This is a genomic window from Actinomadura keratinilytica (assembly GCF_039539665.1).
Lineage (GTDB): Bacteria > Actinomycetota > Actinomycetes > Streptosporangiales > Streptosporangiaceae > Spirillospora > Spirillospora keratinilytica.
In genome coordinates this window covers 1-23,437 of record NZ_BAABDO010000061.1, presented here as the reverse complement: position 1 = coordinate 23,437, position 23,437 = coordinate 1, and the positions used below count along the sequence as shown (strand labels likewise).

The window sequence follows — 23,437 nt, the reverse complement described above, 5'->3', positions numbered from 1 at the left end:
CGAAAGTGACACTACGCGATCGGAGTGTCACACGGTGCAATGCCGTCGGAAGCGGTCAACAGGCTGTGGGTAAAGTCCTTTCGGCGGCGCCGCGCGGCGTGCTCGGCACCGCTCACGGCCCCGCCCTGGATAGGCTCGGACGGTTCCCGGCGGCGCCCGACCGACCAGCGAGGAGACTTCGTGAGCAAGGTGGACGTGCTCATCCGGCGGCTCGACCCCGACCTGCCGCTGCCCGCGTACGCCCATCCCGGGGACGCCGGCGCCGACCTGGTCACCGCGGTCGACGTCGAACTGGGCCCCGGCGAGCGCGCGACCGTGCCCACCGGCGTGGCGATCGCGCTGCCGGACGGCTATGCCGCGTTCGTTCACCCGCGTTCCGGTTTGGGCGCTAGGTTGGGGGTGACCATTGTGAACGCACCGGGTACGGTCGATGCCGGCTATCGCGGTGAGATCAAGGTGACCCTGCTGAACACCGACCCACGCGCCACCGTCCGGCTGCGGCGCGGCGACCGCATCGCCCAGATGGTCGTGCAGCGGGTCGAACACGCGGTCTTCCACGAGGTCGCCCGGCTTCCCGGGTCCGCCCGCGGGGACGACGGCTTCGGCTCCACGGGCGGGTTCGCGGATAATCGGTACGGTAACGAAGGAGCGTGAGTCGTGGCTTTTGGACGTCGCCGGCGGGCCGACAAGCCCGCCGAGGAGCCCGAGCGGACAACCGACGAGCGGGCGGAGGCGGCGGACGCCGAGACGGAGGCCGAGACCGAGGCTCCCGCGAAGGAGACCGGCTCCGGCAGCGGACCGTGGGACTCCCAGGACTCCTACCCCGAGATGCAGCGGCTGGACTTCGGGTCCCTGCTGGTCCCTGTGGCGCAGGGGCTGGGCTTCCAGGTGAACTTCGAGGCGACCCAGGTCGACGAGGAGGGCAACCCGATCGACGCCCGGCCGGTCGCGGTGCTGGTCCAGTACGGCGAGAGCGCCATGCAGCTGCAGGCGTTCGCCGCGCCCAAGCGCAGCGGCATCTGGGACGACGTGCGCCGTGAGACCGCCAAGGACATCCAGGAGCAGGCGGGCGGCCAGGTCCAGGAGGGCGAGGGCCCGTTCGGCCCCGAGATGGTGGCCATGGTGCCCGCCGCGCTGACCGAGGAGGTCCTGGCGGAGATGCCGCAGGAGGTGCGCGAGCAGATCCCCCAGGAGTTCATCGACCAGGGCTGGGCGCCGCAGCTGATCCGCTTCCTGGGCATCGACGGGCCGCGCTGGTTCCTGCAGGCCGTGGTGCAGGGCGCCGCGGTGCAGGACGAGGAGCAGTGGCAGGTCCTGGAGGACGTGCTGCGCAACGTGGTGGTGATCCGCGGCGAGCACCCCATGCCCCCGCGGGAGCTGCTGGAGCTGCGCGTCCCCAAGGAGTTCAGCGAGGCCGACGAGCAGCAGCAGCAGGAGGAGAAGGTGCAGACCTTCGATCCCTTCGAACGCGGCCCGGAGATCACCGAGGTCCGCTGACCCCGCCGCCCGCGGGCCGAGCGCGACCTGGCGGGACGGGCCCATCGGGCATGGGCCCGTCCCGCGCTCAGCCGCCGTGCGCCCTGTCGTCCGGCGCGGCGGCGGACTCCGGCAGCAGCCGTTCCAGCAGGTCGGACACGGTGATCGCGCCGATCAGCCGGCCCGTCCGGCCGTCCACGACCGCCACCACCGGGCTGTGCGTGTCGGCCATCAGCGCGGCGATCTCCATCGCCTGCGCGTCACCGGGCACCACCGGCAGGTGCGGCGCCCGCTCCGGCACCAGCACGTCCCGCACCTTCCGGCCGCCGAGCCGCCGGCACATGCGGTCGGCGTGGCTCTCGTCGTAGACGCGGGCCAGCGTCGGGTCCGCCTGGACATAGCGCGGGACGACGAACCGCAGAATCTGCGATCCGGGCAGCACCGCCACCGGACGCCCGCCGGCGTCCACCACGATCAGCCCGGGCAGCCGCCGCTCGGCCAGCATCCGGGCCGCCTCCAGCGCGTCGGCCTCCGGCCGGGTGACCGGGAAGGGCCTGGCCAGTTCATGAGCCTGCACACTTCGCACGCTACTTCGCCGTGGCGGAGACGGCACCGGGCGCCGAGATCATCCAGACTGGGGCCGGACCGGTCGTGCAGAGCGAGGGAGGCGTGCGGTGCCGCAGCGCGGTGACGAACCCGCGGACGTGATCGAGGCGGGCCGGGACGACGAGCCCGGCGCAGGGCGCGGCGGTCCGCTCGCCCGCCTGTTCGGCGGGCGGTCCCGCACCGCCGTCGCCGTCGCGGCCGTCGTGCTGGGGGTGATGGCGTTCGCGGCGCTCACCCGCGACGGCGACCGCGCCTCCGGCGACCGCGCCGACGGGCAGGGCGGCATCCCCGAGGTGGAGGCGCCCTCGTCCCCGACCCCCCACCCCACCCCCACGGTGACCTGGCCCGGGCCCACCCCGCCGCCCGACGACCCGGCCCTGTTCAAGGGCAGCGACAGGGCGCCGGTCACGATCGTGGAGTTCGGCGACTTCCAGTGCCCCAAATGCGGCACGTTCGCCCGGCGGACCCAGCCCGAGCTGACCCGCCGCTACATCGACACCGGGGTGGTCCGGCTGGTCTGGCGCGACTTCCCCACCTTCGGCGAGGAGTCCATGCGGGCGGCGGTGGCGTCCCGCGCGGCGGCCCGGCAGGGCCGGTTCTGGCAGTTCCACGACGCGCTGTACGCGCGGCAGCCCCGCATGAACAGCGGGCGGATCGACGACGCGTTCCTGCGCGACGTGGCCCGCCGCGCCGGACTGGACCTGGCCCGCTTCGACGCCGACCGCCGCGACCGCGAGGTCCGCGGCGCCGTCGAGGACGACTTCGCCTTCGGGCAGCGGCTCGGCGTCCCCGGCACCCCGGCCTTCCTGATCAACGGCGAGCCGTTCTTCGGCGCGCAGCCGCTGCCGGCGTTCGAGCAGGCCATCGAGAAGGCCCGCGCCGCCCGCTGACCCGCCGCCGTCACAGCCGCGAGGGCCGCACGGGGCGCTTCAGCGCGCTGCCCGCCCGCCACGCCGACCACGGCAGCTGCCAGTACCCCCAGCCGTTGTGCCACTCCAGCGGCCGGTCGGTGCCGAGGATGGTGACGACGTCGCCCCGCAGCGACTGCGCGTAGAACCAGCGGGCGAACTCCGGGGAGGCGTTCACGCAGCCGTGGCTGACGTTCGCCCGCCCCTGGGCGCGCACCGACCACGGCGCGGCGTGCACGTACTCCCCGCTGGAGGAGATCTGCACCGCGTGGCGGACCTTCTTGCGGTAGTAGCGGGGGTCCTCGCGATCGGTGACGCCCATCCACGCCGACGACATCACCACCGGGTCGGCCTTGCCCATGGTCAGGTGGACGCCGCTGGTGGTGGTGTACTTGCGCGCCCCGCCCTTGCCCGCGCTGATCCCCGCCGACCGCACGGTGCGGCCGTTCACCCGCACGGTCATGCGGTGCCGCGGCACGTCCACGGTGCTGATGCGGGCCGGGCCCACGCGGAAGCCGGTCGCGCGGTCGGACCTGCCGTACACGCCCGGCGCCGCCCGCACCCCCGCGGTGTGCGCCACCAGCGCCACCCGCTGCCCGGCGGGCCAGAACCGGCGCGGCCGGAACACCACCCGGCGGCCGTCCAGCCACCGCCACGCGCCCGGCACGGGACGGCTCATGCGCAGCTCCAGGGACCGTTCCACCGCCGCGCGGTCGAGCACCGGCCGGTCGAACACGACGATGACCGGCATGCCGACGCCGACCGTCTCGCCCGCGCGGGGCGTCACGTCGGCGATCCCGAACGTGGCCTGCGGGCGCAGCGTGCCGAACCGGGCGGTCGCGGACGTGGGGCGGCCGCCGTCGACGCCGCTGGACTCGACGGTGTAGACGGTGCCGGGGCGCAGCGTCCAGCGCGTCCGCCAGCTGCGGCGGTCGCGCGACATGCGGCCGGGCGCGCGGGTGACGTCGTCGGCGCGCGCGACGACGCGGCGCAGCGTGCCGCGCTGCGCGGTGACCACGATCCGCCGGTCGGGCCGCACCCCGTGCGTCCCGTGCGCGGGCGTGATCCAGATGGGCGGCGGCGCGGCCGCCGCCCCGGCCGCGCGGGAGCCCCGTCCGGTCCCGCCGGCCTCGTGTCCGCCTCCGCCGCACGCGGCCAGGGCGGTGAGGGCGGCCGCGAGCGTCGCGGCCGCGCCCCCGGCCGTCCGGTTCCGCCAAGTCCGTGCGTTGCCCCTGCGCAGCATCCTGTCCCCGTACCGTCTGCCGTGACCTGCGATGATCACCCTTCTGTGGCGATCCGCCTGCGGAGGGTGACGCCACCAAAACCTAGACGCCGCGCGGGCCGGGCGGGGGGAGGCCGCCGAAGTCGCGCGTCTCGATTGGGTGACGGAAGCGGGCCGCGGCGCTGCGGTGCCGACGCCGACCGCCCGTCTTGTCGCAGGTCGCCCCGGGTTTTCGGAGTTCACCCCCGTCGTCCCGGGCGGTCCTCGTCCGGATGCCTTACGCTTCCAACATGGACGAGGTGCCGGCCGATACCCGGGCCGAGACGCGCAAGACCCCCGAATCCGATCGCGGACGCGGCGGGTTGCGACGCTTCCTGCGCCGCATGACGTCGAGCAGGGCCGAGATGGAGGCCGAGGAGCTGCAGAAGACCAGCGGAGCGGAGGGCGCCACCCCCATCACCGCCTGCGCGGCGCGCAAGCGCGCCTGCGTGGCGGGTACGCTACGTACGGTGACCCTGCGACCCCGTGGCGGGGCTCCGGCCCTGGAGGCCGAGCTCTACGACGGCACCGACGTGATCAACCTGGTCTGGCTGGGCCGCCGCAAGATCGCCGGGATCGACCCGGGGCGGCGGCTGCGCGCCGAGGGCCTGGTGAGCGTGCAGGACGGGCGCAAGGTCATGTTCAACCCCCGCTACGAGCTGCGCGGGTCCGCGTGACCGCCGGCGCGGCGGAGGGAGGCCCGGTGGACGAGCGCGAGGCGAACGGGGGCGGCGTGGCCGCGGACGACGAGAGGGCGACCGGCGACGGCACGGCGCGCGGCGAGGACGCGAAGCGCGCCGGGGGCAGCGCGCACGACACGGTCGAGGCGGCGGTGCGGGCCCAGCTGGCCAAGGCGCTGGGCGGCGTCCGCGGCATGGTCGAGGCCGCCGTGCCCACCATCGCCTTCACCACCGCCTACGTCGCGAGCAAGGACGTCAGACTGGCCGCGGGCATCGGGGTGGGCGCGGCGGTGCTGCTGCTCCTCGTGCGGATCGCGCAGCGCTCCACGCCGCAGTTCGTGCTCAACAGCCTGGTCGGCATCGCGATCGCGGCGTTCTTCGCGCTGCGCTCGGGCCGGGCCGAGGACGCGTTCGTCCCCGGCATCCTGCTCAACGCCGCCTACGCGGTCGGCATGATCTTCTCGATCGCGGTGCGCTGGCCGGTGGTGGGCTTCATCATCGGCTCGGTCACCGGCGACCCGACCGGCTGGCGTTCCGACCCGGGCGTGGTGCGCCTGTGCACCCGGCTGACCTGGCTGCTGGCGGTGCCCAACGTGCTGCGCGTGGCCGTGCAGTACCCGATCTACCTGGCCGACGGCGACCAGAGCGCCCTGCTGGGCCCGGCCAAGATCGTGATGGGCTGGCCGCTGCAGGTCGCCGCCCTGGCCGCCATGGTCTGGTTGCTCGCCCGCGGCCGCACCCCTCTCAGCCCGCCCCGCACCTCCGCGTAAGGACGCCTGCCAGGGGGCGATCCCCTGGAGCCCCCGGTGACGCCCTGCGGGCGGCCGGCGCCCGCAGGGCGCGGGATCAGCGGGCGCCGAGCAGTTCGGCGAGTTCTTCCTCCACGTCCTGGCTGGCGACGAACATCAGCTCGTCGCCCGGTTCGAGGGTGTCGTCGCCGCTGGGGACCAGCACGCGGCCCTCCCGCAGGATCGCCACCAGCGCGGTGTCGCGCGGCCACGACACCGACCCGACGCGCGCGCCGCCCAGCGGGGCGTCCTCCGGCAGCGTCAGCTCGACCAGGTTGGCCTCGCCCTGCCGGAACGTCATCAGCCGGACCAGGTCGCCGACGCTGACCGCCTCCTCGACCAGGGCCGACAGCAGCCGCGGCGTCGAGACCGCCACGTCCACACCCCACGACTCGTTGAACAGCCACTCGTTCTTGGGGTGGTTGATGCGGGCCACCACGCGCGGCACCCCGTACTCGGTCTTGGCCAGCAGCGACACCACCAGGTTGACCTTGTCGTCCCCGGACGCGGCGACCACCACCTGGCAGCGCTCCAGCGCCGCGTCGTCCAGCGAGGAGATCTCGCAGGCGTCGGCCAGCAGCCACTCGGCCCGCGGCACCGTCTCCACCTTGATGGCGCGCGGGCTCTTGTCGATCAGCAGCACCTCGTGGCCGTTCTCCAGCAGCTCCTGGGCGATGGAGCGGCCCACCGCCCCGGCTCCGGCGATCGCGACCCGCATCACACGTCCTCCTCACCGCGCGCGGCCACCGCCGCGTTGACCCGCTCCAGGTCGTCGGCGCGGGCCATGATGTGGACGATGTCGCCGTCCTGGATGACGGTGTCGGCCTCGGGCACCAGGGCCTCGCCCATCCGGGACAGGAACGCCACCCGCGTGCGGGCGGCCTCCTCCAGCGCGGCGACCTTGTCGCCGACCCAGGCGGGGCCGAGGTCCAGCTCGGCCAGCACGACCTCGCCGGTCGGGTCCCGCCACAGCGGCTCGGCGCCCTCGGGCAGCAGCCGGCGCAGGATCTGGTCGGCCGTCCACCGCACGGTCGCGACCGTCGGAATGCCGAGCCGCTGGTACACCTCGGCGCGGCGGGGGTCGTAGATGCGGGCGACGACGTTGTCGACGCCGAAGGTCTCCCGGGCCACCCGGGCGGAGATGATGTTGGAGTTGTCGCCGCTGCTGACCGCCACGAACGCCGACGCCTGCTCGATCCCCGCCTCGGCGATGACGTCGCGGTCGAACCCGAACCCCGTGATGCGCCGCCCCTTGAAGCCGCTGCGCAACCGGCGGAACGCCTCCGGATTCTGGTCGATGATGGCCACCGAGTGGCCCTTGTCCTCCAGGATGTGGGCGAGCGTCGACCCCACCCGCCCGCAGCCCATGATCACGATATGCACGGCCGTTCCTTCTCCGGTTACCCCCAGGATCGCTCCCGCTCGGACGATCCATGCCGGGCTGCAAAACTACACATCCGCCCAGGCGAGTACTACCCAACCGGGCGGACCTCCAGGCATCGGTAGGCCCGGGACGGGCCGGTGCGAACGGTGCGGCACCGACGACTAGAGTCTCATCCGTGTCGAAGGCTTCCGACCTCGTCAAACGGCTGGTCGTCGGCAGGGCCTTGCGCAGCACGCAGCTGCACGAGCAGCTGCTCCCCAAGCGCATCGCATTGCCGATCTTCGCCAGCGATCCGCTGTCCTCGGTCGCGTACGCGCCGCAGGAACTGCTGATGATGCTGGCGGTCGCGGGAGTGTCATTCTACGCCTACGGCCCGTGGATCGCCCTGGCGATCGTCGTCCTGATGGCGGTCGTCGTCGCCTCGTACCGGCAGAACGTGCACGCCTACCCCAGCGGCGGCGGCGACTACGAGGTCGCCACCGTCAACCTGGGGCCCAACGCCGGGCTCACCGTGGCCAGCGCCCTGCTGGTCGACTACGTGCTCACCGTCGCGGTGTCGGTGTCGTCGGGGGTGGACAACATCGGCCCGGCGATCCCGGTCATCGGGCAGAACCCGGTGGCCGCCGCGCTGGTCGTCATCGCCCTGCTGACCGTGATGAACCTGCGGGGCGTCCGGGAGTCTGGAACGTTCTTCGCGATCCCCACCTACGCGTTCGTCGCGGGCGTGCTGTGCATGGTCGCCTACGGGCTCTACCGGCTGGGCGTGCTCGGCGACCACCTGCGCGCGCCCACCGCCGACCTGCAGGTGCGCGCCGAGCACAGCGACCTGGCCGGGTTCGCCGTGCTGTTCCTGCTGCTGCGGGCGTTCTCGTCCGGCTGCGCCGCGCTGACCGGCGTGGAGGCGATCAGCAACGGGGTGCCGGCGTTCCGCAAGCCCAAGAGCCGCAACGCCGCCACCACGCTGCTGATGATGGGCACGATCGCGATCACCATGTTCTGCGGCGTGATCGTGCTGGCGCTGGAGTCGCACGTGCGGGTGGCCGAGAACCCCGCCGCCGACCTGCTGCGCGACGGGCGCCCGGTCGGCCCCGGCTACATCCAGGAGCCCATCCTCACCCAGGTCGCCGCGGCGGTGTTCGGCGACGGCTCGCTGCCGTTCTTCTACATCGCCGTGGTCACCGCGCTGATCCTGTTCCTGGCCGCCAACACCGCCTACAACGGCTTCCCGGTGCTCGGCTCGATCCTGGCGCGCGACGGCTACCTGCCGCGCCAGCTGCACACCCGCGGCGACCGGCTGGCGTTCAGCAACGGCATCATCATCCTGGCGACCATGGCCGGGCTGCTGGTGTACGCCTTCCACGCCGAGGTCACCAAGCTGATCCAGCTGTACATCGTCGGCGTGTTCGTGTCGTTCACGCTCGGCCAGATCGGCATGGTGCGGCACTGGAACCGGCACCTGGACACCGAGTCCGACCCGGCCGTGCGGCGGCACATGAAGCGCTCGCGGCTCATCAACGCGGTCGGCGGCTCCACGACCGGGCTGGTGCTGGTGATCGTGCTGCTGACCAAGTTCACGCACGGCGCGTGGATCGTGTGCATCGCCATGCCCGCGCTGTTCGTGATCATGAAGGGGATCCGGCGGCACTACGACCGGGTCCGCGAGGAGCTGACCCCCACCGGCGAGGACGTGGCGCTGCCCGCCCGCAACCACGCGATCGTCCTGGTGTCCAAGCTGCACAAGCCGACGCTGCGGGCGCTGGCGTACGCGCGGGCCACCCGCCCCTCCACCCTGGAGGCGGTCACCGTGGCGGTCGACTTCGACGAGTCGCGGCGGCTGCAATCCGAGTGGGAGGCCCTCGACCTGCCCGTCCCGCTGAAGATCCTGGACTCGCCGTACCGGGAGGTCACCCGGCCGGTGCTGGACTACGTCAAGAGCGTGCGCCGCAAGAGCCCGCGCGACGTGGTGACGGTGTTCCTGCCCGAGTACGTGGTGGGCCACTGGTGGGAGCACCTGCTGCACAACCAGAGCGCGCTGCGGCTGAAGGGGCGGCTGCTGTTCGTGCCCGGCGTGATGGTGACCAGCGTGCCGTGGCAGCTGGCCTCGTCCGACCGGCTCAAGGGGCGTCCGGAGCCGCCCGGTCCGGGCGCGGTGCGGCGGGCCCGCGAGGCCCCGCGCGGGGACGGGCTGCCTCTGGGCGGCGGTATCGTGTCCAAGCGTGACTGATCTGGGGGCGGACCCGGGCACGGACCCGGAAGCGGACGAATTCCTCGAACTGGAAGTGGGCGGCGTCGGCAACGGCGGCGTCTGCGTGGCCCGCCACGAGGGGCGGGTGGTGTTCGTCCGGCACGCCCTGCCCGGGGAGCGCGTGCGGGCGCGGGTGACCGAGCGCACCAAGCGGTTCCTGCGCGCCGACGCCGTGGACGTCCTGGAGGCGTCCCCCGACCGGGTGCGGCCGCCGTGCCCGTTCGCGGGGCCGGGCCGCTGCGGCGGCTGCGACTGGCAGCACGCGTCGCTGCCCGCGCAGCGCCGCCTCAAGGCCGCCGTCGTGGAGGAGCAGCTGCGGCGGGTCGCGGGCATCGAGCGCACGGTCGTGGTCGAGGAGCTGCCGCACGCGCCGGACGGCCTGGGCTGGCGCACGCGGGTGCAGTTCGCCGTCCGCCGCGACGGCGCCGTCGGCCTGCACCGGCACCGCTCCCACGACATCGAGCCGATCGACGAGTGCCTGATCGCCCACCCCGGGGTGGAGGCGATGGGCATCGAGCGCAAGCCCTGGCGCGGCGCCACGTCCGTCGAGGGCGTGGTGTCCGCCGCGACCGGCGACCGGGTGGTGGTCGTCCGCGGCGGCGCGCGGGCGCGCGTGCCCCGCCTGGACGTGCCCGTCCGGGTGCTGCGCGGCCGGCCCGAGCCCGGCAGGCCGGTCCCGTACGTGCGCGAGGAGGTGTCCGGGCGCCTGTTCCAGGTCAGCGGCGGCGGCTTCTGGCAGGTGCACCCGGGCGCCGCGCAGGTGCTCACCGACGCGGTGCTGGAGGCCCTGCAGCCCCGGCCCGGGGAGATCGCCCTCGACCTGTACAGCGGCGCCGGGCTGTTCGCCGCCGCCCTCGGCGAACGCGTCGGCCCGGACGGGCTGGTGGTGGCCGTCGAGTCCGACGCCCAGGCCGTCCGCGACGCCAAGTTCAACCTGCGCGACCTGCCCCAGGTGGCGGTCGAGCGCGGCGCGGTCGCCGAGGTGATCGCCGAGCTGGAGTTCGGCCGCGCCGACGGCGGGTCCGGCCGCGCCCAGCCCAAGCGCGGCGACCACCGGGGCGGCGCCCGGGTGCGGGGCGCCGACGTGGTCGTCCTGGACCCGCCCCGCGCCGGCGCGGGCCGCGAGGTGGTCGAGCACGTCGCCCGCCTGGCCGGCCGCCGGATCGCCTACGTGTCGTGCGACCCGGCCACCCTGGCCCGCGACCTGGCCTACTTCGCCGACCGCGGCTGGACGCCGGCGAACCTGCGCGCCTTCGACGCCTTCCCCATGACCCGGCACGTGGAGCTGCTGGCGGTGCTGGCCAAGGGGTAGGGCGCGGGCCCCGGGGCCGTGCACCGCCCCGGGGGTCAGGCGTGGGTGAGGCGGAGCCTGGACTGGCGGTGGCCGGTCCGCTCCCAGTCGTCCATGGGCCGGGCGCACAGGCCGTGCCGGGCGGCCAGCGCGACGAGCGTGCCGGTGCGGTAGTAGAAGTCCTCGTGCAGGACGTGGTGCTCCTCGCCGTCGGTGCGGTTGTAGGTGAAGTCGAAGAAGCCGCCCGGGGCCAGCACCCGCCCCACGTGCGCCAGGCACTCGTCGATGACCTCGGCGGGGGAGTGCGAGAACACGCTGTGGGCGTGCACCACCGTGAAGTGCGCCGCGGGCAGGAACTCCAGGCGCAGGTCGTCCACCAGCATCAGGTGCGGGAGGCGGTCCTGCAGCCCGTCGCGGACGACGGTGTCCTGCGCGGCCAGCAGGATGTCGGGGGAGATGTCCACCCCGTAGTAGTGGCCGGGCTCCAGGAACCGGACGAACAGCCGCCCCGCGCGCAGGTTGCCGCAGCCGATCTCCAGCATCCGGTCGCCGGGGGACAGCCCGTGCCGGGTCAGGTAGTCGAACTGGAGCCCGCCGAGCCGCTCCCAGTGCCCGGGCGACGGCGTGCCGACCGCGCCGTTGGGGCTGCGCGCCGCGTCCGAGCGCATCACCGCCCGGTAGTAGCTCACGTGGTCGCGGGCCCGCGCCCGCAGCCAGGCGTCGCGGGCCAGTCTGCGCGCGTACGGCACGACGCGCCGCGGATGGCGGACGGCGTATCGCACCTTGTACGACAGGCGCGCACGGTTCTCGGCCTCCATGGGCGGAGCATGCCCGGCCATACCGCGGCGGAACGCCCGGTGCTTCGCGGAAAGGATGGTCAAGGAAACCTTCGCCGTCCGGTTACTGGATGTTCCGGGTGTTTCCGCCAAGCTGGGACGCATGGAGGGCGAGCCGGACCGCGGGCGGGTCGCCAAGTACGTGGCGGCCCGCCGGGGTGCGCTCGGCCTGACGCAGGAGCGCCTGGCCGAACGCGCCGGGGTCACCGTCAAGACCGTCTACAACCTCGAGTCGGCCGAGCGTTGGCCGCAGGCGCGCACCCGCGCCGCCATCGAGGAGGCGCTGGAGTGGCGGCCGGGCGACCTGGTGCGCATCGCCGAGGGCGGCGAGCCGACGCCGTACGAGGAGGGCGAGCCGGACGAGGTGGCCGTCACGCTGCGCGAGCTGGAGGAGCTGAGCGCCTACTTCGCCGCGCTGCGGACCGACCCCGGGGACAAGCGCCGGATGGCCCTGGCCTTCCTGCGCGCCCTGTACGGGGAGCCGGAGGGGCGCTGACCGGCCCGCCCGGCGCCTTCCACGGTCCGGGTTTCCGGAACTGACCGGTTGTTGCGCCCCTGACGGCGCGAACGCCCGCTCACCGGCGCCAGTAGAGCAGTTTCGCGCTGCCGGCGGTGACGGCGGCCTCGGCGTCGCCGTGCTGGACGACCTGGAAGCGCACCCGGTGGCCGGCGTTGACGGTGTCGGCCGGAACCCCGTACAGCACGAAGGTGTCGCCGCCGGAGGCCCTGAAGTCCTGCACCGGCCCGATGTCGTACCGCGCGGTGTCGTCGGCGTCCACCTCGATCAGCCGCGCCTGCACGCGGGTGCCCGCCGGCACGCCGCGCAGTCGCACCGACGCGGTGACGGCGTACCGGGCGGGGCCGTTGAGCAGGCTCGGACCGCCCGCGTCGCGGTGCTGGTGCCCGCTGTCGGCGTACTCCTTGTCCCACCGGATCGTCGTCCACGCGCCGGGGGCGAGCACCTGCTCGGCGGTGAGGCCGACGGACACGTATCCGGGCGTGTCGTCCCCGGCGGGCGAGACGTCGACGCGCCACTGCCCGTAGTCGTCCTTCATGGCGCGGTCGTAGTCGACGCTCACACCGTTGATCTTGTGGTCGTTGGAGTACTGCTGGATGTGGGCGCGCTTGTCCCACTTGCCGCCCGACCAGGCGTAGGTCTGCCACGCCCAGCGGGCCTTGCCCGCGTCCAGCGCGCGCTTGACGGGGCCGTAGCCCCCGTACAGGCCGACCCGGTCGCGGCCGATCACCGACGCCGCGCCGTCCAGGTAGGCGTTGACGGCGGCCTGCTGGCTCGCGGACGCGTCGAAGTCGACGGCGAAGTAGATCGGCCGGTCGTCGGGCATCCCGCAGTCCGCGGCCTGCTCGGCGGCGTCCCGGGCGTCGGCGGCGCCGCCCGCGCGGCCCGACAGCGCCCGTCGCGCCGTGGTCTCCCACACGACGACGAGCCACAGGCCGGCCCGCGACAGCTGGTCGGCCTCGGCCCGGGTCAGGTTCTTTCCGGAGGTGTCGTGCGACAGGTAGCGGCACACGAACTTGGCACCGGCCTCCTTCAGGGCGGCCGGGCCCGGGCGTCCCCAGGCGTAGTCGACGCCGAACACACTCATGCTCACTCCACGTGGCGGCAGCAGTCGTTGTGTAGTCGATTCAACCCGCCCACATGGGACGTCCGCCGGGAAACGCCCATATCTCAGGGTGTTCTGGCCGGTCCGACAGGCAGGCCGCCACTTGGCGAAAGGTTGACGCGGCGGCCGGTGCGACACGCCGCGGCCGCGCTGGCGACGCGTTCGGGCCCCCGCTACAACTGACCTGCTCTGATCGGCCGGGGTCACGGGGGGACCATCATGATCGAACACGTGGGGGTGCGCGCCGTCGCGCGCGGCCTCGTCGTACCGCTCGCCGCGGTGCCGCTGCTGGCGGCCTCCGGGGCGGCCGAGCCCGCGGGCGCGGCCGAGACGCGGCCCTGGCCGCCCACGGGCGCCGCCACGACGGCCTGGACGCCCGGCGGGTACGGCGCGCCGTCGTTCGCGGGGGCCGGCAGCGGCCGGACCAAGGCGGCCCGCGGGATCGTCATCACCACGGCCGCGCCGCGGGGGCCGCTGCTGCCGGGACGCACCTACAGCTGGCCGTTCGCCGTGACCAACAAGAACCGTCGGCGGGTCGGGCCGCTGGTGCTGCGGATGCGGATGTCCAGGCCGCTGATCTACGTGTCGGGGCAGCGCCACTGCGCGTTCGGCCGCGGCGTGGCGTCCTGCCGGCTCGGCACGCTCAGGCCGGGGCAGACGGTCGTGGGCGTGCTGACCGCCCGGGTCGCCCGCACGGCCCGGCCGGGTCAGGCGGTCGGCGGCAGGCTCACGGTGACCTGGGGCCGGCCGGCGACGGTCAGCCACGCGTTCCCGCTGGTGAAGGTCGCCCGCACCGCAGACCTGTCGGTGGTGCACCGGGCGTCGTCGAGGGTCCGCTCCGGCCGTCCCATCACCTACCTGGTGCGGGTGCACAACGCGGGGCCGTCCCCGGCCCGGGGCGTCGTCGTCGCGGCCAGGGTGCCGGGCGGCCGCAGGAACGTGGTGCGGATGGTGCGCGGCGGCTGCCGCCGCCACGACTACTTCCTGATGTGCCACCTCGGGACGATCGCCCCCGGCGGGGACAGGACGCTGCGCTACAAGCTCATGCCGCGCCGCGCCGGGTGGGGGCCGCGGCCGGGCTCGGTGGTGCGCTCCAGCGCCAAGGTCACCGCGTCGACCACCGACCTGGACCTGCACGACAACGCCGCCGGCGCCGCCACCAGGGTGCTGCCCGCGCGCCGCGCCCCGTGGTGACCGGGACTTGGTGCGATTCCGGGGGCCCGATGGCGCGGACGCGGTGAGATCCGTACCAGGATTGGCACCATGCGTCTTCGAATCTTCACCGAGCCCCAGCAGGGGGCGAGCTACGAGACACTGCTGACGGTCGCCAAGGCCACCGAGGACCTGGGGTTCGACGCCTTCTACCGCTCGGACCACTATCTGAAGATGGGCGACGTGAGCGGGGAGCCGGGCCCGACCGACGCCTGGATCACGCTGGCCGGGCTGGCCCGCGAGACGTCCCGGATCCGGCTGGGCACGCTGATGACCGCGGCCACCTTCCGCCTTCCCGGGCCGCTGGCCATCGCGGTGGCCCAGGTCGACCAGATGAGCGGCGGCCGGGTGGACTTCGGCATCGGCACCGGCTGGTTCGACGCCGAGCACACCGCCTACGGCATCCCGTTCCCGAGCCTGAAGGAGCGGTTCGAGCGGCTGGAAGAGCAGCTGGAGATCATCACCGGGCTGTGGCGGACACCCGCCGGCGAGACCTTCTCCTTCGAGGGCGCCCACTACGCGCTGACCGACTCCCCGGCGCTGCCCAAGCCGGCCCAGGCGGGCGGCCCGCCGATCCTGATCGGCGGCCTCGGCGCCAAGCGCACCCCGCGGCTGGCGGCCCGGTACGCCGACGAGTTCAACGTGCCGTTCGCCAAGGTGGACGCCACCGGCGCCGCCTACGAGCGGGTCCGCGCGGCCTGCCGGGAGGCGGGACGGGACAAGCCGATGGTGTACTCGGCCGCCCAGGTGGTGTGCGTCGGCCGCGACGAGGCCGAGATCAAGCGGCGGGCCGACGCGATCGGCCGCGAGGTGCCCGAGCTGCGCGAGAACGGCCTGGCCGGCACGCCCGGCGAGGTCGTCGACAAGCTCGGCAGGCTCGCCGAGATCGGCACCGAGTGCGTCTACCTGCAGGTCCTGGACCTCAGCGACCTGGAGCACCTGGAGCTGATCGCCTCCGAGGTGCTCGGCAAGGTCTGACGCTCCGCAACGCCGGCCCGGGCCGCCGCACCGCCCCGCAGGGCGCGGTGCGGCGGCCCGGCCCGTGTCAGGCGGTCGCCGCGACGGCGAGGGCGGCGGCGCCGGGGGCGTCCCCGTCCGGGCGGGCGTGCCGGGGCAGCAGGAAGGCCAGCAGGAACGTCAGCCCGAGCATCCCGATCACGACCCACAGCGTCCCGGTCATCGCGCCGCCGAAGCCCTCCTTGGCGGAGCGTTCCGCGGCCGTGCCGACCGCCTGCCGGATCGCGGGGGCCGCGGCCGGGTCGGCGGCCGCGGCGGCCGCCAGCTCCCGTCCCAGCCGCACGCAGGACGCCGGCACCTGGTCGCCGTCCTTGGCCGACGCGCGGTCGCGCCCGCAGGCGCGCAGGTCGGCGACGACGCGGTCGCGCTGCGGTGCGGCGACGCCCGCGGCGGCCAGCCGGTCGCGCAGCGCGGCCGCGGCGTGCTCGGCCTCGGCCGCGACCTGCCCGCCGAGCAGGCCGAAGAAGACGGTGCCCAGCACGGCGGCGCCGAGCGCGCTGCCGAACTGCTGGACGGCGGTGAGCGTGCCGCCCGCGGAGCCGGTCTCGTGCGGCTCCACGCCCGACACCACGATGTCGAAGAACGGGGCCATCAGCAGGCCCATGCCGGTGCCGCAGACGAGCAGGGCGGGGGCGAGCTGCCACGGGCCGACCCCGATGCCCGCGATGTGCAGGATGAGCGCGATGCCGGCGACCCCGGCGGCCATGACGGCGATGCCGGCGTGGATGACGGCGCGTCCGAACCGCTGCACGGCCTGCGCGGCGCCGAATCCGGCGAGGATGCCGAGCGACCACGGCACCTGGGACAGCCCCGCCTTCAGCGGCGAGTAGCCGAGCCCCATCTGCAGGTAGAGGGTGAACACGAGCGCGAGGCCGGTCATGGCGCCGAAGAACACCATGCCGACCAGCAGCCCGGCGGTGAAGCCCCGCTTGCGGAACAGGCCGGGGACGACCAGCGGGTCGCCGCCCGCCCGCTGGACGCGCGTCTCGTACCAGGAGAAGACGCCGAACACCGCGACCGACAGGGCGAGCAGCGCGAAGATCCAGGCGGGCCAGTCCAGCTCGCGGCCCTGGACGAGCGGGTAGACCAGCAGGCCCGCGCCGAGCGCCGCCAGCGCCGCGCCGGGCAGGTCCAGCCGCGCGGTGCCCCCGCCGCCGTCCCGGGGCAGGAAGCGCAGGCCCGCCAGGACGGCCGCCAGGCCCAGCGGCAGGTTGATCAGGAAGATCATCCGCCAGCCGGTGCCGAACAGGTCGGCGCCGGTCAGCCAGCCCGCCAGCACCGGACCGCCCACCGACGACGCCCCCATGACCGGGCCGAAGGCGGCGAACGCCGTGCCGACCTGCTGCGGCGGGAACATCTGCTTGATCATGCCGAGGCCCTGCGGCAGCATCAGCGCGCCGAACAGGCCCTGCGCGACGCGCGCGCCGACCAGCATGCCGGGCGACTGGGCGAGCCCGCACAGCAGCGAGGCCGCGGTGAAGCCGGCCGCGCCGACCAGGAACATGCGGCGGCGCCCGTACAGGTCGCCGAGCCGCCCGCCGGTGATCAGGCCGACGGCCATGGCGAGGGTGTAGCCGGCGGTCAGCCACTGGACGGTGCCGGCCGAGCCGCCGAGGTCGGCGCGGATGGTGGGTGCGGCGATCGCGGTGACCAGCGTGTCCAGCATGTCCATGACCTCGCCGGTGAGGATCACCATCAGGGCCGCCCAGCGCCACCGGTAGGCGGGGGCGGCGTCCGTGTCGGACATATCGGTTCTCCAGAGGGGTTCGGCGCGGGACCGCCCGCGCGGTGTAGAACACTGTTCGTTTTGCGAACAGTGTTCTATGGCGAGAACGTTGTTCGTGTCAAATACGCTGTTCGTGCCCAAGGAAGGCGAGAGGCGGCCGCAATCTCTCTTCGATAGAGAAGATATATCGCGTCGGCGGCCCGTCAAGTCATATCGCGACAACGGGAGGTCATGTGTCGGACACCGGTGCCCCGGAGATGCCCGCACCGCCGTGGCGCAGCAGGCGCAGGCCGGCCGCGCCGCCGCGGCAGCCGCTCAGCCAGGAGCGCATCGTCGACGTCGCGCTGCGCCTGCTGGACGCCGAGGGGCTGGACGCGGTGAGCATGCGCCGCGTCGCGCAGGAGCTGGGCACCGGTCCGGCCTCGCTCTACGCCCACGTCTCGGGCAAGGAGGAGCTGTTCGAGCTGATGCGGGAGCGGGTCGCGGGGGAGGTGCGCATCCCGGAGCCGGACCCGGCGCGCTGGAGCGAGCAGCTCCGGGAGACGGCCCGGGAGATGCACCGGGTGCTGAGCGCGCACGCCGACATCGCCCGCGTGTCGATGGCCACCATCCCCACCGGGCCCAACGCGATGCGCATCGCCGAGGGACTTCTGTCGATCATGCTGGCGGGGGGCGTGCCGCCCCAGATCGCGGCCTGGACGATCGACCAGATCTCGCTGTACGTCACGGCCCACGTGTACGAGGCGTCGCTGCACATGGCCCGCCACCGCGCCCACGGCGGGAGCGCCGAGGAGTACATGGCGCGGTTCCTCGGCCAGGTCCGCGACTACTTCTCCAGCCTGCCGCCCGACCGGTTCCCCAACGTGGTGCGGCACGTCGGGGAGCTGATGAGCGGCGGCGGCGACGAGCGCTTCGAGTTCGGCCTCGACCTGCTGGTCCGCGGCCTGGAGTCCTACGTCGCCGCCCGCCCGGCCGGCGCCGGCTCCTGACGCGGGGCCTCAGGAGGCCAGGGGCGCCAGGACGCGCTCGAAGGCGGTCCGGCGGGGCGCCCCCTCGGCCGGGTCGGACACGGCGAACACCACGTGCTCGAAGCGTCCGGCGAACTCGCCGCCCGCGGCCAGCGGCCCGGCGAACGCCTCGGCGACCTCGACCGGGTCGTTGCGGAACACGCCGCAGCCCCACGCGCCCAGCACCAGCCGCCGGTGGCCGCGGTGCGCCGCCACCGCCAGGATCTTGCGGGCGCGCAGGCGCAGCACCTCGGGGATCCGCGCGGCCGCCCGCTCGTCGCGGATCGCGCCGCGGTTGGGCGCGGGCGAGGTGAGGAACGCCACCTCGTACGGCTCCTCCAGCAGCCGCCCGGCGTCGTCGCGGAACACCGGCACGTCCGGCGAGTAGATCATGTGGTCGCTGTAGAGCAGGTCGCGCTGGGCGCGGTGGAAGTCGTAGTACTCGCGGGCGGCCGTCAGCGACGCGTACAGCGCCGACGAGCGGGCCAGCCCCTCCTCCTGGGCGTGCGCGCCGTTGAGGAAGCCGCCGCCGGGGTTCTTGGCGGACGCGAAGTTGAGCGCCAGCGGCGTGTGACCGCCCTCGCGCAGGCGCCGGGCCGCCGCGAGGGTGGTCTCCGCGGTGACCTCGACGCGCGTGCCGCCCGTCCCGGCGGCGTCCGGCAGCCGGGCGAGCAGCTCGTCGAGCTCGGCGGGGCGGTACAGCACCGTGCCGCGCACCGCGGCGCCGATCCGGTCGGCGAGGGCCACGGCGCGGCCGGACGGCGCGGTGTAGCCGCCGCGCTCGATGATGGCCACGGTCTGCTGGGCGGTCTGCCGCCGGGGGTGTCTGCTCATGGCGGCACGAGTCTGCCGGGCCGGAGGGGGCCCCGCAAACCGGTTTTGTCACCCAGCAATAAGTCGTGATTTCACAACATTTCGGATGCTTTCTGGCATCCTGGGCGGGCCATGGAGCCACCGAGACCACCAAGCGCGCCGTCCCCGCCGGACGTCCGCGCCCCCGGCGCCGACCCGGGGACGCGCGACGTCCCCGCGGTCTTCGACGAGCAGCTCGAACGGTCGCTGGGAGCAGGACGGCGGCGCCGCGCCGGCGCGATCGCCCTGGGCGTGCCGGCCGCGCTGCTGGTCGCGGCGGCCGTCGTCGGCATCGGGGCGTTCGCCTTCCGAGGCGGGGCGATGGGCGGCGCCGCCTCCGGCGCCCAGGTGCACCGGACGACCTCCTCGCCCGCCGCCGGCGAGACGAAGGCCCGCGTCGAGGCCGAGCCGTCGCCCCCGGCCGGCATCACCCCCTCGACCAAGGTGTACATCCCCAAGCGCGGCACCGGCAAGTTCACCCGTCCCGAGGGCGCCGACAAGACGTTCGGGCGCGGCGGACGGCTCATGCGCTACATGGTCGAGGTGGAGGGCGGCCTGCGGCAGGACCCCGCCGAGTTCGCCCGCGAGGTCGACCGCATCCTGGCGCACCGGCGCGGCTGGACCGCCTCCGGGCGGGTGTCGTTCCGCCGCGTGGACTCCGCCCCCTACGACTTCGTGGTGCGCCTGGCCTCGCCCGGCACCACCGACAAGCTGTGCGCCGCCTACGGCCTGGACACCGAGGGCAAGGTGAACTGCGCCGGAGGCAAGGAGGTCGTGGTCAACCTGCGGCGCTGGCTGCTGCTCACCCCCTACTACAAGGGCAAGCCGGGCGACTACCACGCGCTGACCATCAACCACGAGGTCGGCCACCGGCTCGGGTACGGCCACGCGACCTGCCCCGGCAAGGGCCGCCCCGCCCCCGTCATGCAGCAGCAGATCTTCGGGCTCAAGGGCTGCGTCGCCAACCCCTGGCCCTACGACAGCAAGGGCCGCTTCATCACCGGCCCGGCGGTGCCGTGACCCGGAAAACGTGTGGGGCCGCACGGCGCGGGTCCGCCACACTGGCACGGTGCTCTTGACGATAACCACGACGGCTCCGCCCGCCACGGACCTCGGCTACCTGCTGTACAAGCACCCCGACCGCGTGCAGGCGTTCGAGCAGTCCTTCGGCACCGCGCACGTCTTCTACCCGGACGCGGGCGAGCACCGCTGCACCGCCGCGCTGCTGCTGGACGTCGACCCGGTGAAGCTGGTGCGCACGCGCGGCAAGGGCACCCCGGACTTCTCCCTCGGCCAGTACGTCAACGACCGCCCCTACGCGGCGTCGTCCCTGCTGGCGTCCGCCATGGCCAACGTGTTCCGCACCGCGATGCGGGGCCGCTGCGACGAGCGGCCGGAACTGGCCGCCGGGCCGCTGCCGCTGGAGATCCGGCTGCCCGCCGTGCCGTGCCGGGGCGGCGCGCAGCAGGCCGAACGGCTCTTCGCGCCGCTCGGCTGGCACGTCGAGGCCGTCCCGCTGCCGCTGGACCCGGACTTCCCAGAGTGGGGCGACTCGCGCCACGTGTCGCTGACGCTGACCGGCGAGGTGCGGCTCGCCGACGCCCTCAACCAGCTCTACGTGCTGCTGCCCGTGCTGGACGACGCCAAGCACTACTGGATCGCCCCCGACGAGGTGGACAAGCTCGTCCGCGCGGGCGAGGGCTGGCTGGCCGCCCACCCCGACCGGGCCGCGATCACCCGCCGCTACCTGGCCGGGCGGCGCGGCCTGGTGCGGGCCGCGCTGGGCCGGCTCGCCGACGCCGACGACGCCCCCGAGGACGCCCTCGACCGCGACCCGATCGAGGAGGAGCCGCCCGCCGCCGACCCCACCGCCGCCGAACCGGGCGCCCCCGAGCCGGACGACGCGGCCGGGGTCGCGGCGCCGCCGGTGCCGCTGGCCGAGCGCAGGATGCAGGCGGTGCTGGAGACGCTGCGCGCCGAACGCGCCCGGCGCGTCATCGACCTGGGCTGCGGCACCGGCCGCCTGCTGGCGCGGCTCAAGCAGGACCGGCACTTCGAGAAGCTCGCCGGGGTGGACGTCTCGCACCGCGCCGTGCAGATCATGCAGCGCCGCGGCCTGCCCGACGCGTTCGGCCCCGACCGCGAACCGCGCGTCGAGGTGTTCCAGGGCGCGCTCACCTACGCCGACGAGCGGTTCGCCGGGTACGACGCGGCGGTGCTCATGGAGGTGATCGAGCACGTCGACCCGCCCCGGCTGCCCGCCGTCGAGCAGGTCGTGTTCGGCGGGGCGCGGCCGCGGCTGGTCATCGTCACCACCCCGAACGTGGAGTACAACGTGCGCTACGAGGGCCTGGCGCCGGGCGCCGCGCGCCACCCCGACCACCGGTTCGAATGGACGCGCGCCGAATTCGCCTCCTGGGCGGGCCGGGTCGCCGAGACCTACGGCTACCGGGTGCGGTACGTCCCGGTGGGCGACGACGACCCGCAGGTCGGCCCGCCCACCCAGATGGCGGTGTTCTCGCTCGGCGCGCCCGCCGCGGCGCCCGGGACGGACGGCGGCACCGACGGCGGCACCGACGGCGGCACGGACGGGGGAGCGGCATGACCGAGATCAGGGTGCCCGAGATGGGGCTGGTGGTGCTGGTCGGCGTGTCCGGCTCGGGCAAGTCGCACTTCGCGGCCCGGCACTTCAAGCCCACCGAGGTGGTGTCGTCGGACCACTGCCGGGCCGTGGTCGCCGACGACGAGAACGACCAGTCCGCCACCGGCGACGCGTTCGAGCTGCTGCACCACATCGTCCGCACCCGGCTGCGGCGCGGGCTGCTGACCGTCGTGGACGCCACCAACGTCCAGCAGAAGGCGCGCGAGCAGCTCGTCCGCATCGCCAAGGAGCACGACGTGCTGTCGGTGGCGATCGTGCTGGACGTGCCCGAGCGGGTCGCGGTCGAACGCAACGCCGCCCGCGCCGACCGGCGGCTGCCCGACCACGTCGTCCCGCGGCAGCGCCGCGAGCTGCGGCGCGGCCTGCGCACGCTCGGCCGCGAGTTCAAACGCGTGTACGTGCTGCGCGGCGTCGCCGAGATCGACGCGGCGACCGTCGTGCGCGAGCGGGCCTGGACCGACAAGCGCGAGCTGACCGGCCCGTTCGACATCATCGGCGACGTGCACGGCTGCCGCGCCGAACTGGAGGACCTGCTCGGCGACCTCGGCTACCGGATCGAGCGCGACCCGCTCGGCCGGGCCGCCGGCGCCCGCCACCCCGACGGCCGCACCGCCGTGTTCGTCGGCGACCTGGTCGACCGCGGCCCGGACACGCCCGGCGTGCTGCGCCTGGTCATGGGCATGGTGGAGGCCGGCACGGCATTGTGCGTGTCCGGCAACCACGAGGCCAAGCTCGTGCGGGCGCTGCGCGGCCGCAAGGTGCGGGTCGCGCACGGGCTCGCCGAGTCGCTGGAGCAGCTGGCCGCCGAACCCGACGACTTCCGCGCCGCCGCGCTGGCGTTCATGGACGGTCTGATCAGCCACTACGTGCTCGACGAGGGGCGTCTGGTGGTGGCGCACGCCGGGCTCAAGGAGGCCTACCACGGCCGGGCGTCCGGGCGGGTGCGGTCGTTCGCGCTGTACGGCGACACCACCGGCGAGACCGACGAGTACGGCCTGCCCGTGCGCTACCCGTGGGCCCGGGACTACCGCGGCAAGGCGATGGTCGTGTACGGGCACACGCCCGTGCCGAAGCCCGAATGGGTCAACAACACGATCTGCCTGGACACCGGCGTGGTGTTCGGCGGGAGGCTGACCGCGCTGCGCTACCCCGAGCGGGAGCTGGTGTCGCGTCCGGCGCGGCGGGTCTGGTACGAGCCGGTGCGCCCGCTGCAGCCCGCCCCCGACGACGCCCCCGCGGGCGGGCACCGCGAGAGCACGGTCCTGAAGATCGAGGACGTGCTCGGCGCGGGCGGCGTGGAGACGCGGCTCATGGGCCGGGTCGCCGTCCGCGAGGAGAACGCGCTGGCCGCGCTGGAGGTGATGAGCCGGTTCGCGACCGACCCGCGCTGGCTGGTCTACCTGCCGCCGACGATGGCGCCGGCCGACACCTCCGCGCTGCCCGGCTACCTGGAGCACCCGGCCGAGGCGCTGGCCGCCTACCGCGACGCGGGCCTGGACCGCGTCATCTGCCAGGAGAAGCACATGGGCTCGCGCGCGGTGGCGGTCGTCTGCCGGGACGCGGCGGCGGCCGCCGCCCGGTTCGGCGTGGACGACGGCACGACCGGCGCCGTCTACACCCGCACCGGACGGGCGTTCTTCAACGACCCCGCGCTGACCGGCGCGCTGCTGGACCGGCTGCGCACCGCGATCGGCGCCGCCGGGCTGTGGGACGAGCTGGAGACCGGCTGGCTGGTGCTCGACTGCGAGCTGCTGCCCTGGTCGGCCAAGGCCATGGAGCTGATCCGCACCCAGTACGCGGCGACCGGCGCGGCCGCCCGGGCCGCCCTGCTGGCCGCCGCCGTCGCGCTGGCCGACGCGGGGCT

Annotated in this window: 22 protein-coding genes; 14 read left to right on the top strand and 8 right to left on the bottom strand. The window is 74.4% G+C overall.

What is annotated here, in order from left to right; translation table 11 throughout:
• Nucleotides 1-180: 180 nt before the first annotated feature.
• Together dut and ABD879_RS19330 are read left to right on the top strand one after the other, a co-directional pair.
• The gene (gene dut, locus ABD879_RS19335) at nt 181-654 is read left to right on the top strand and encodes a dUTP diphosphatase (protein ID WP_378269545.1); all 474 of its coding nucleotides are present in this window, start codon (nt 181-183) and stop codon (nt 652-654) included.
• 3 nt (nt 655-657) lie between these two features.
• Nucleotides 658-1,497: a DUF3710 domain-containing protein gene (locus ABD879_RS19330; RefSeq protein ID WP_345022878.1), complete on the top strand. Its 840-nt coding sequence runs from the start codon at nt 658-660 to the stop codon at nt 1,495-1,497.
• A 67-nt stretch (nt 1,498-1,564) separates the two neighbouring features.
• Here the strand turns inward: ABD879_RS19330 and ABD879_RS19325 are convergent, their stop codons facing one another.
• Nucleotides 1,565-2,053 (bottom strand): CBS domain-containing protein, encoded by a 489-nt coding sequence (locus tag ABD879_RS19325; RefSeq protein WP_345022876.1) that lies wholly within the window; start codon nt 2,051-2,053, stop codon nt 1,565-1,567.
• 97 nt (nt 2,054-2,150) lie between these two features.
• Here ABD879_RS19325 and ABD879_RS19320 point away from each other — a divergent pair, with 97 nt between their 5' ends.
• Nucleotides 2,151-2,972 carry a DsbA family protein gene (locus ABD879_RS19320; protein WP_345022875.1) on the top strand — a complete coding sequence of 274 codons (822 nt, stop codon included), beginning with the start codon at nt 2,151-2,153 and terminating at the stop codon, nt 2,970-2,972.
• 10 nt (nt 2,973-2,982) lie between these two features.
• Here ABD879_RS19320 and ABD879_RS19315 read toward each other — a convergent pair whose 3' ends face one another.
• Complete coding sequence (locus tag ABD879_RS19315; RefSeq protein WP_345022874.1) at nt 2,983-4,233, bottom strand: L,D-transpeptidase; 1,251 nt, start codon at nt 4,231-4,233, stop codon at nt 2,983-2,985.
• A 269-nt stretch (nt 4,234-4,502) separates the two neighbouring features.
• Between ABD879_RS19315 and ABD879_RS19310 the strand changes: the two genes are divergently transcribed.
• Together ABD879_RS19310 and ABD879_RS19305 are read left to right on the top strand one after the other, a co-directional pair.
• A complete protein-coding gene (locus ABD879_RS19310) occupies nt 4,503-4,928 on the top strand; it encodes an OB-fold nucleic acid binding domain-containing protein (RefSeq protein WP_345022873.1) in 426 nt (141 codons plus the stop codon).
• Between the two features lie 26 nt (nt 4,929-4,954).
• Complete coding sequence (locus ABD879_RS19305) at nt 4,955-5,701, top strand: DUF3159 domain-containing protein (RefSeq protein WP_378269539.1); 747 nt, start codon at nt 4,955-4,957, stop codon at nt 5,699-5,701.
• Nucleotides 5,702-5,777: 76 nt separating this feature from the next.
• Here the strand turns inward: ABD879_RS19305 and ABD879_RS19300 are convergent, their stop codons facing one another.
• Both ABD879_RS19300 and ABD879_RS19295 read right to left on the bottom strand, forming a co-directional pair.
• A complete protein-coding gene (locus ABD879_RS19300) occupies nt 5,778-6,437 on the bottom strand; it encodes a potassium channel family protein (protein WP_345022872.1) in 660 nt (219 codons plus the stop codon).
• The gene (locus ABD879_RS19295) at nt 6,437-7,102 is read right to left on the bottom strand and encodes a potassium channel family protein (RefSeq protein WP_345022871.1); all 666 of its coding nucleotides are present in this window, start codon (nt 7,100-7,102) and stop codon (nt 6,437-6,439) included. Before ABD879_RS19295 ends, ABD879_RS19300 begins: the two co-directional genes overlap by 1 nt.
• A gap of 176 nt (nt 7,103-7,278) precedes the next feature.
• On the opposite strand from ABD879_RS19295, the gene ABD879_RS19290 reads away from it, so the two are divergent.
• Complete coding sequence (locus tag ABD879_RS19290) at nt 7,279-9,327, top strand: APC family permease (RefSeq protein WP_345022870.1); 2,049 nt, start codon at nt 7,279-7,281, stop codon at nt 9,325-9,327.
• 1 nt (nt 9,328) lies between these two features.
• Nucleotides 9,329-10,660, top strand: coding sequence for a class I SAM-dependent RNA methyltransferase (locus ABD879_RS19285; protein WP_378272599.1), 1,332 nt, complete (start codon nt 9,329-9,331; stop codon nt 10,658-10,660).
• 35 nt (nt 10,661-10,695) lie between these two features.
• Here ABD879_RS19285 and ABD879_RS19280 read toward each other — a convergent pair whose 3' ends face one another.
• Nucleotides 10,696-11,457 (bottom strand): class I SAM-dependent DNA methyltransferase, encoded by a 762-nt coding sequence (locus ABD879_RS19280; RefSeq protein ID WP_345022868.1) that lies wholly within the window; start codon nt 11,455-11,457, stop codon nt 10,696-10,698.
• A gap of 121 nt (nt 11,458-11,578) precedes the next feature.
• On the opposite strand from ABD879_RS19280, the gene ABD879_RS19275 reads away from it, so the two are divergent.
• A complete protein-coding gene (locus ABD879_RS19275; RefSeq protein ID WP_345022867.1) occupies nt 11,579-11,971 on the top strand; it encodes a helix-turn-helix domain-containing protein in 393 nt (130 codons plus the stop codon).
• Between the two features lie 79 nt (nt 11,972-12,050).
• Here ABD879_RS19275 and ABD879_RS19270 read toward each other — a convergent pair whose 3' ends face one another.
• The gene (locus tag ABD879_RS19270; RefSeq protein WP_345022865.1) at nt 12,051-13,079 is read right to left on the bottom strand and encodes a glycoside hydrolase domain-containing protein; all 1,029 of its coding nucleotides are present in this window, start codon (nt 13,077-13,079) and stop codon (nt 12,051-12,053) included.
• Nucleotides 13,080-13,316: 237 nt separating this feature from the next.
• Here ABD879_RS19270 and ABD879_RS19265 point away from each other — a divergent pair, with 237 nt between their 5' ends.
• Both ABD879_RS19265 and ABD879_RS19260 read left to right on the top strand, forming a co-directional pair.
• The gene (locus tag ABD879_RS19265) at nt 13,317-14,291 is read left to right on the top strand and encodes a hypothetical protein (RefSeq protein ID WP_345022864.1); all 975 of its coding nucleotides are present in this window, start codon (nt 13,317-13,319) and stop codon (nt 14,289-14,291) included.
• 69 nt (nt 14,292-14,360) lie between these two features.
• A complete protein-coding gene (locus tag ABD879_RS19260) occupies nt 14,361-15,287 on the top strand; it encodes an LLM class F420-dependent oxidoreductase (RefSeq protein WP_345022863.1) in 927 nt (308 codons plus the stop codon).
• Between the two features lie 67 nt (nt 15,288-15,354).
• On the opposite strand, the gene ABD879_RS19255 is transcribed toward ABD879_RS19260, so the two are convergent.
• Entirely contained in the window at nt 15,355-17,073 is a 1,719-nt protein-coding gene (locus ABD879_RS19255) for an MFS transporter (RefSeq protein ID WP_345022862.1), read from the bottom strand.
• Between the two features lie 212 nt (nt 17,074-17,285).
• On the opposite strand from ABD879_RS19255, the gene ABD879_RS19250 reads away from it, so the two are divergent.
• Nucleotides 17,286-18,041: a TetR/AcrR family transcriptional regulator gene (locus ABD879_RS19250; RefSeq protein WP_345022861.1), complete on the top strand. Its 756-nt coding sequence runs from the start codon at nt 17,286-17,288 to the stop codon at nt 18,039-18,041.
• A 9-nt stretch (nt 18,042-18,050) separates the two neighbouring features.
• Here the strand turns inward: ABD879_RS19250 and ABD879_RS19245 are convergent, their stop codons facing one another.
• Nucleotides 18,051-18,893: a TIGR02452 family protein gene (locus tag ABD879_RS19245; protein WP_345022860.1), complete on the bottom strand. Its 843-nt coding sequence runs from the start codon at nt 18,891-18,893 to the stop codon at nt 18,051-18,053.
• A gap of 111 nt (nt 18,894-19,004) precedes the next feature.
• Between ABD879_RS19245 and ABD879_RS19240 the strand changes: the two genes are divergently transcribed.
• The 3 genes from ABD879_RS19240 to ABD879_RS19230 form a co-directional block, all read left to right on the top strand.
• Nucleotides 19,005-19,931 (top strand): DUF3152 domain-containing protein, encoded by a 927-nt coding sequence (locus tag ABD879_RS19240; RefSeq protein WP_345022859.1) that lies wholly within the window; start codon nt 19,005-19,007, stop codon nt 19,929-19,931.
• Nucleotides 19,932-19,980: 49 nt separating this feature from the next.
• Nucleotides 19,981-21,516, top strand: a complete 1,536-nt coding sequence (locus ABD879_RS19235; protein ID WP_345022858.1) for a 3' terminal RNA ribose 2'-O-methyltransferase Hen1 — start codon at nt 19,981-19,983, stop codon at nt 21,514-21,516.
• The coding region (locus tag ABD879_RS19230; protein WP_345022857.1) for a polynucleotide kinase-phosphatase at nt 21,513-23,437 on the top strand (1,925 nt) is incomplete at its 3' end. The genes ABD879_RS19235 and ABD879_RS19230, both read left to right, overlap by 4 nt.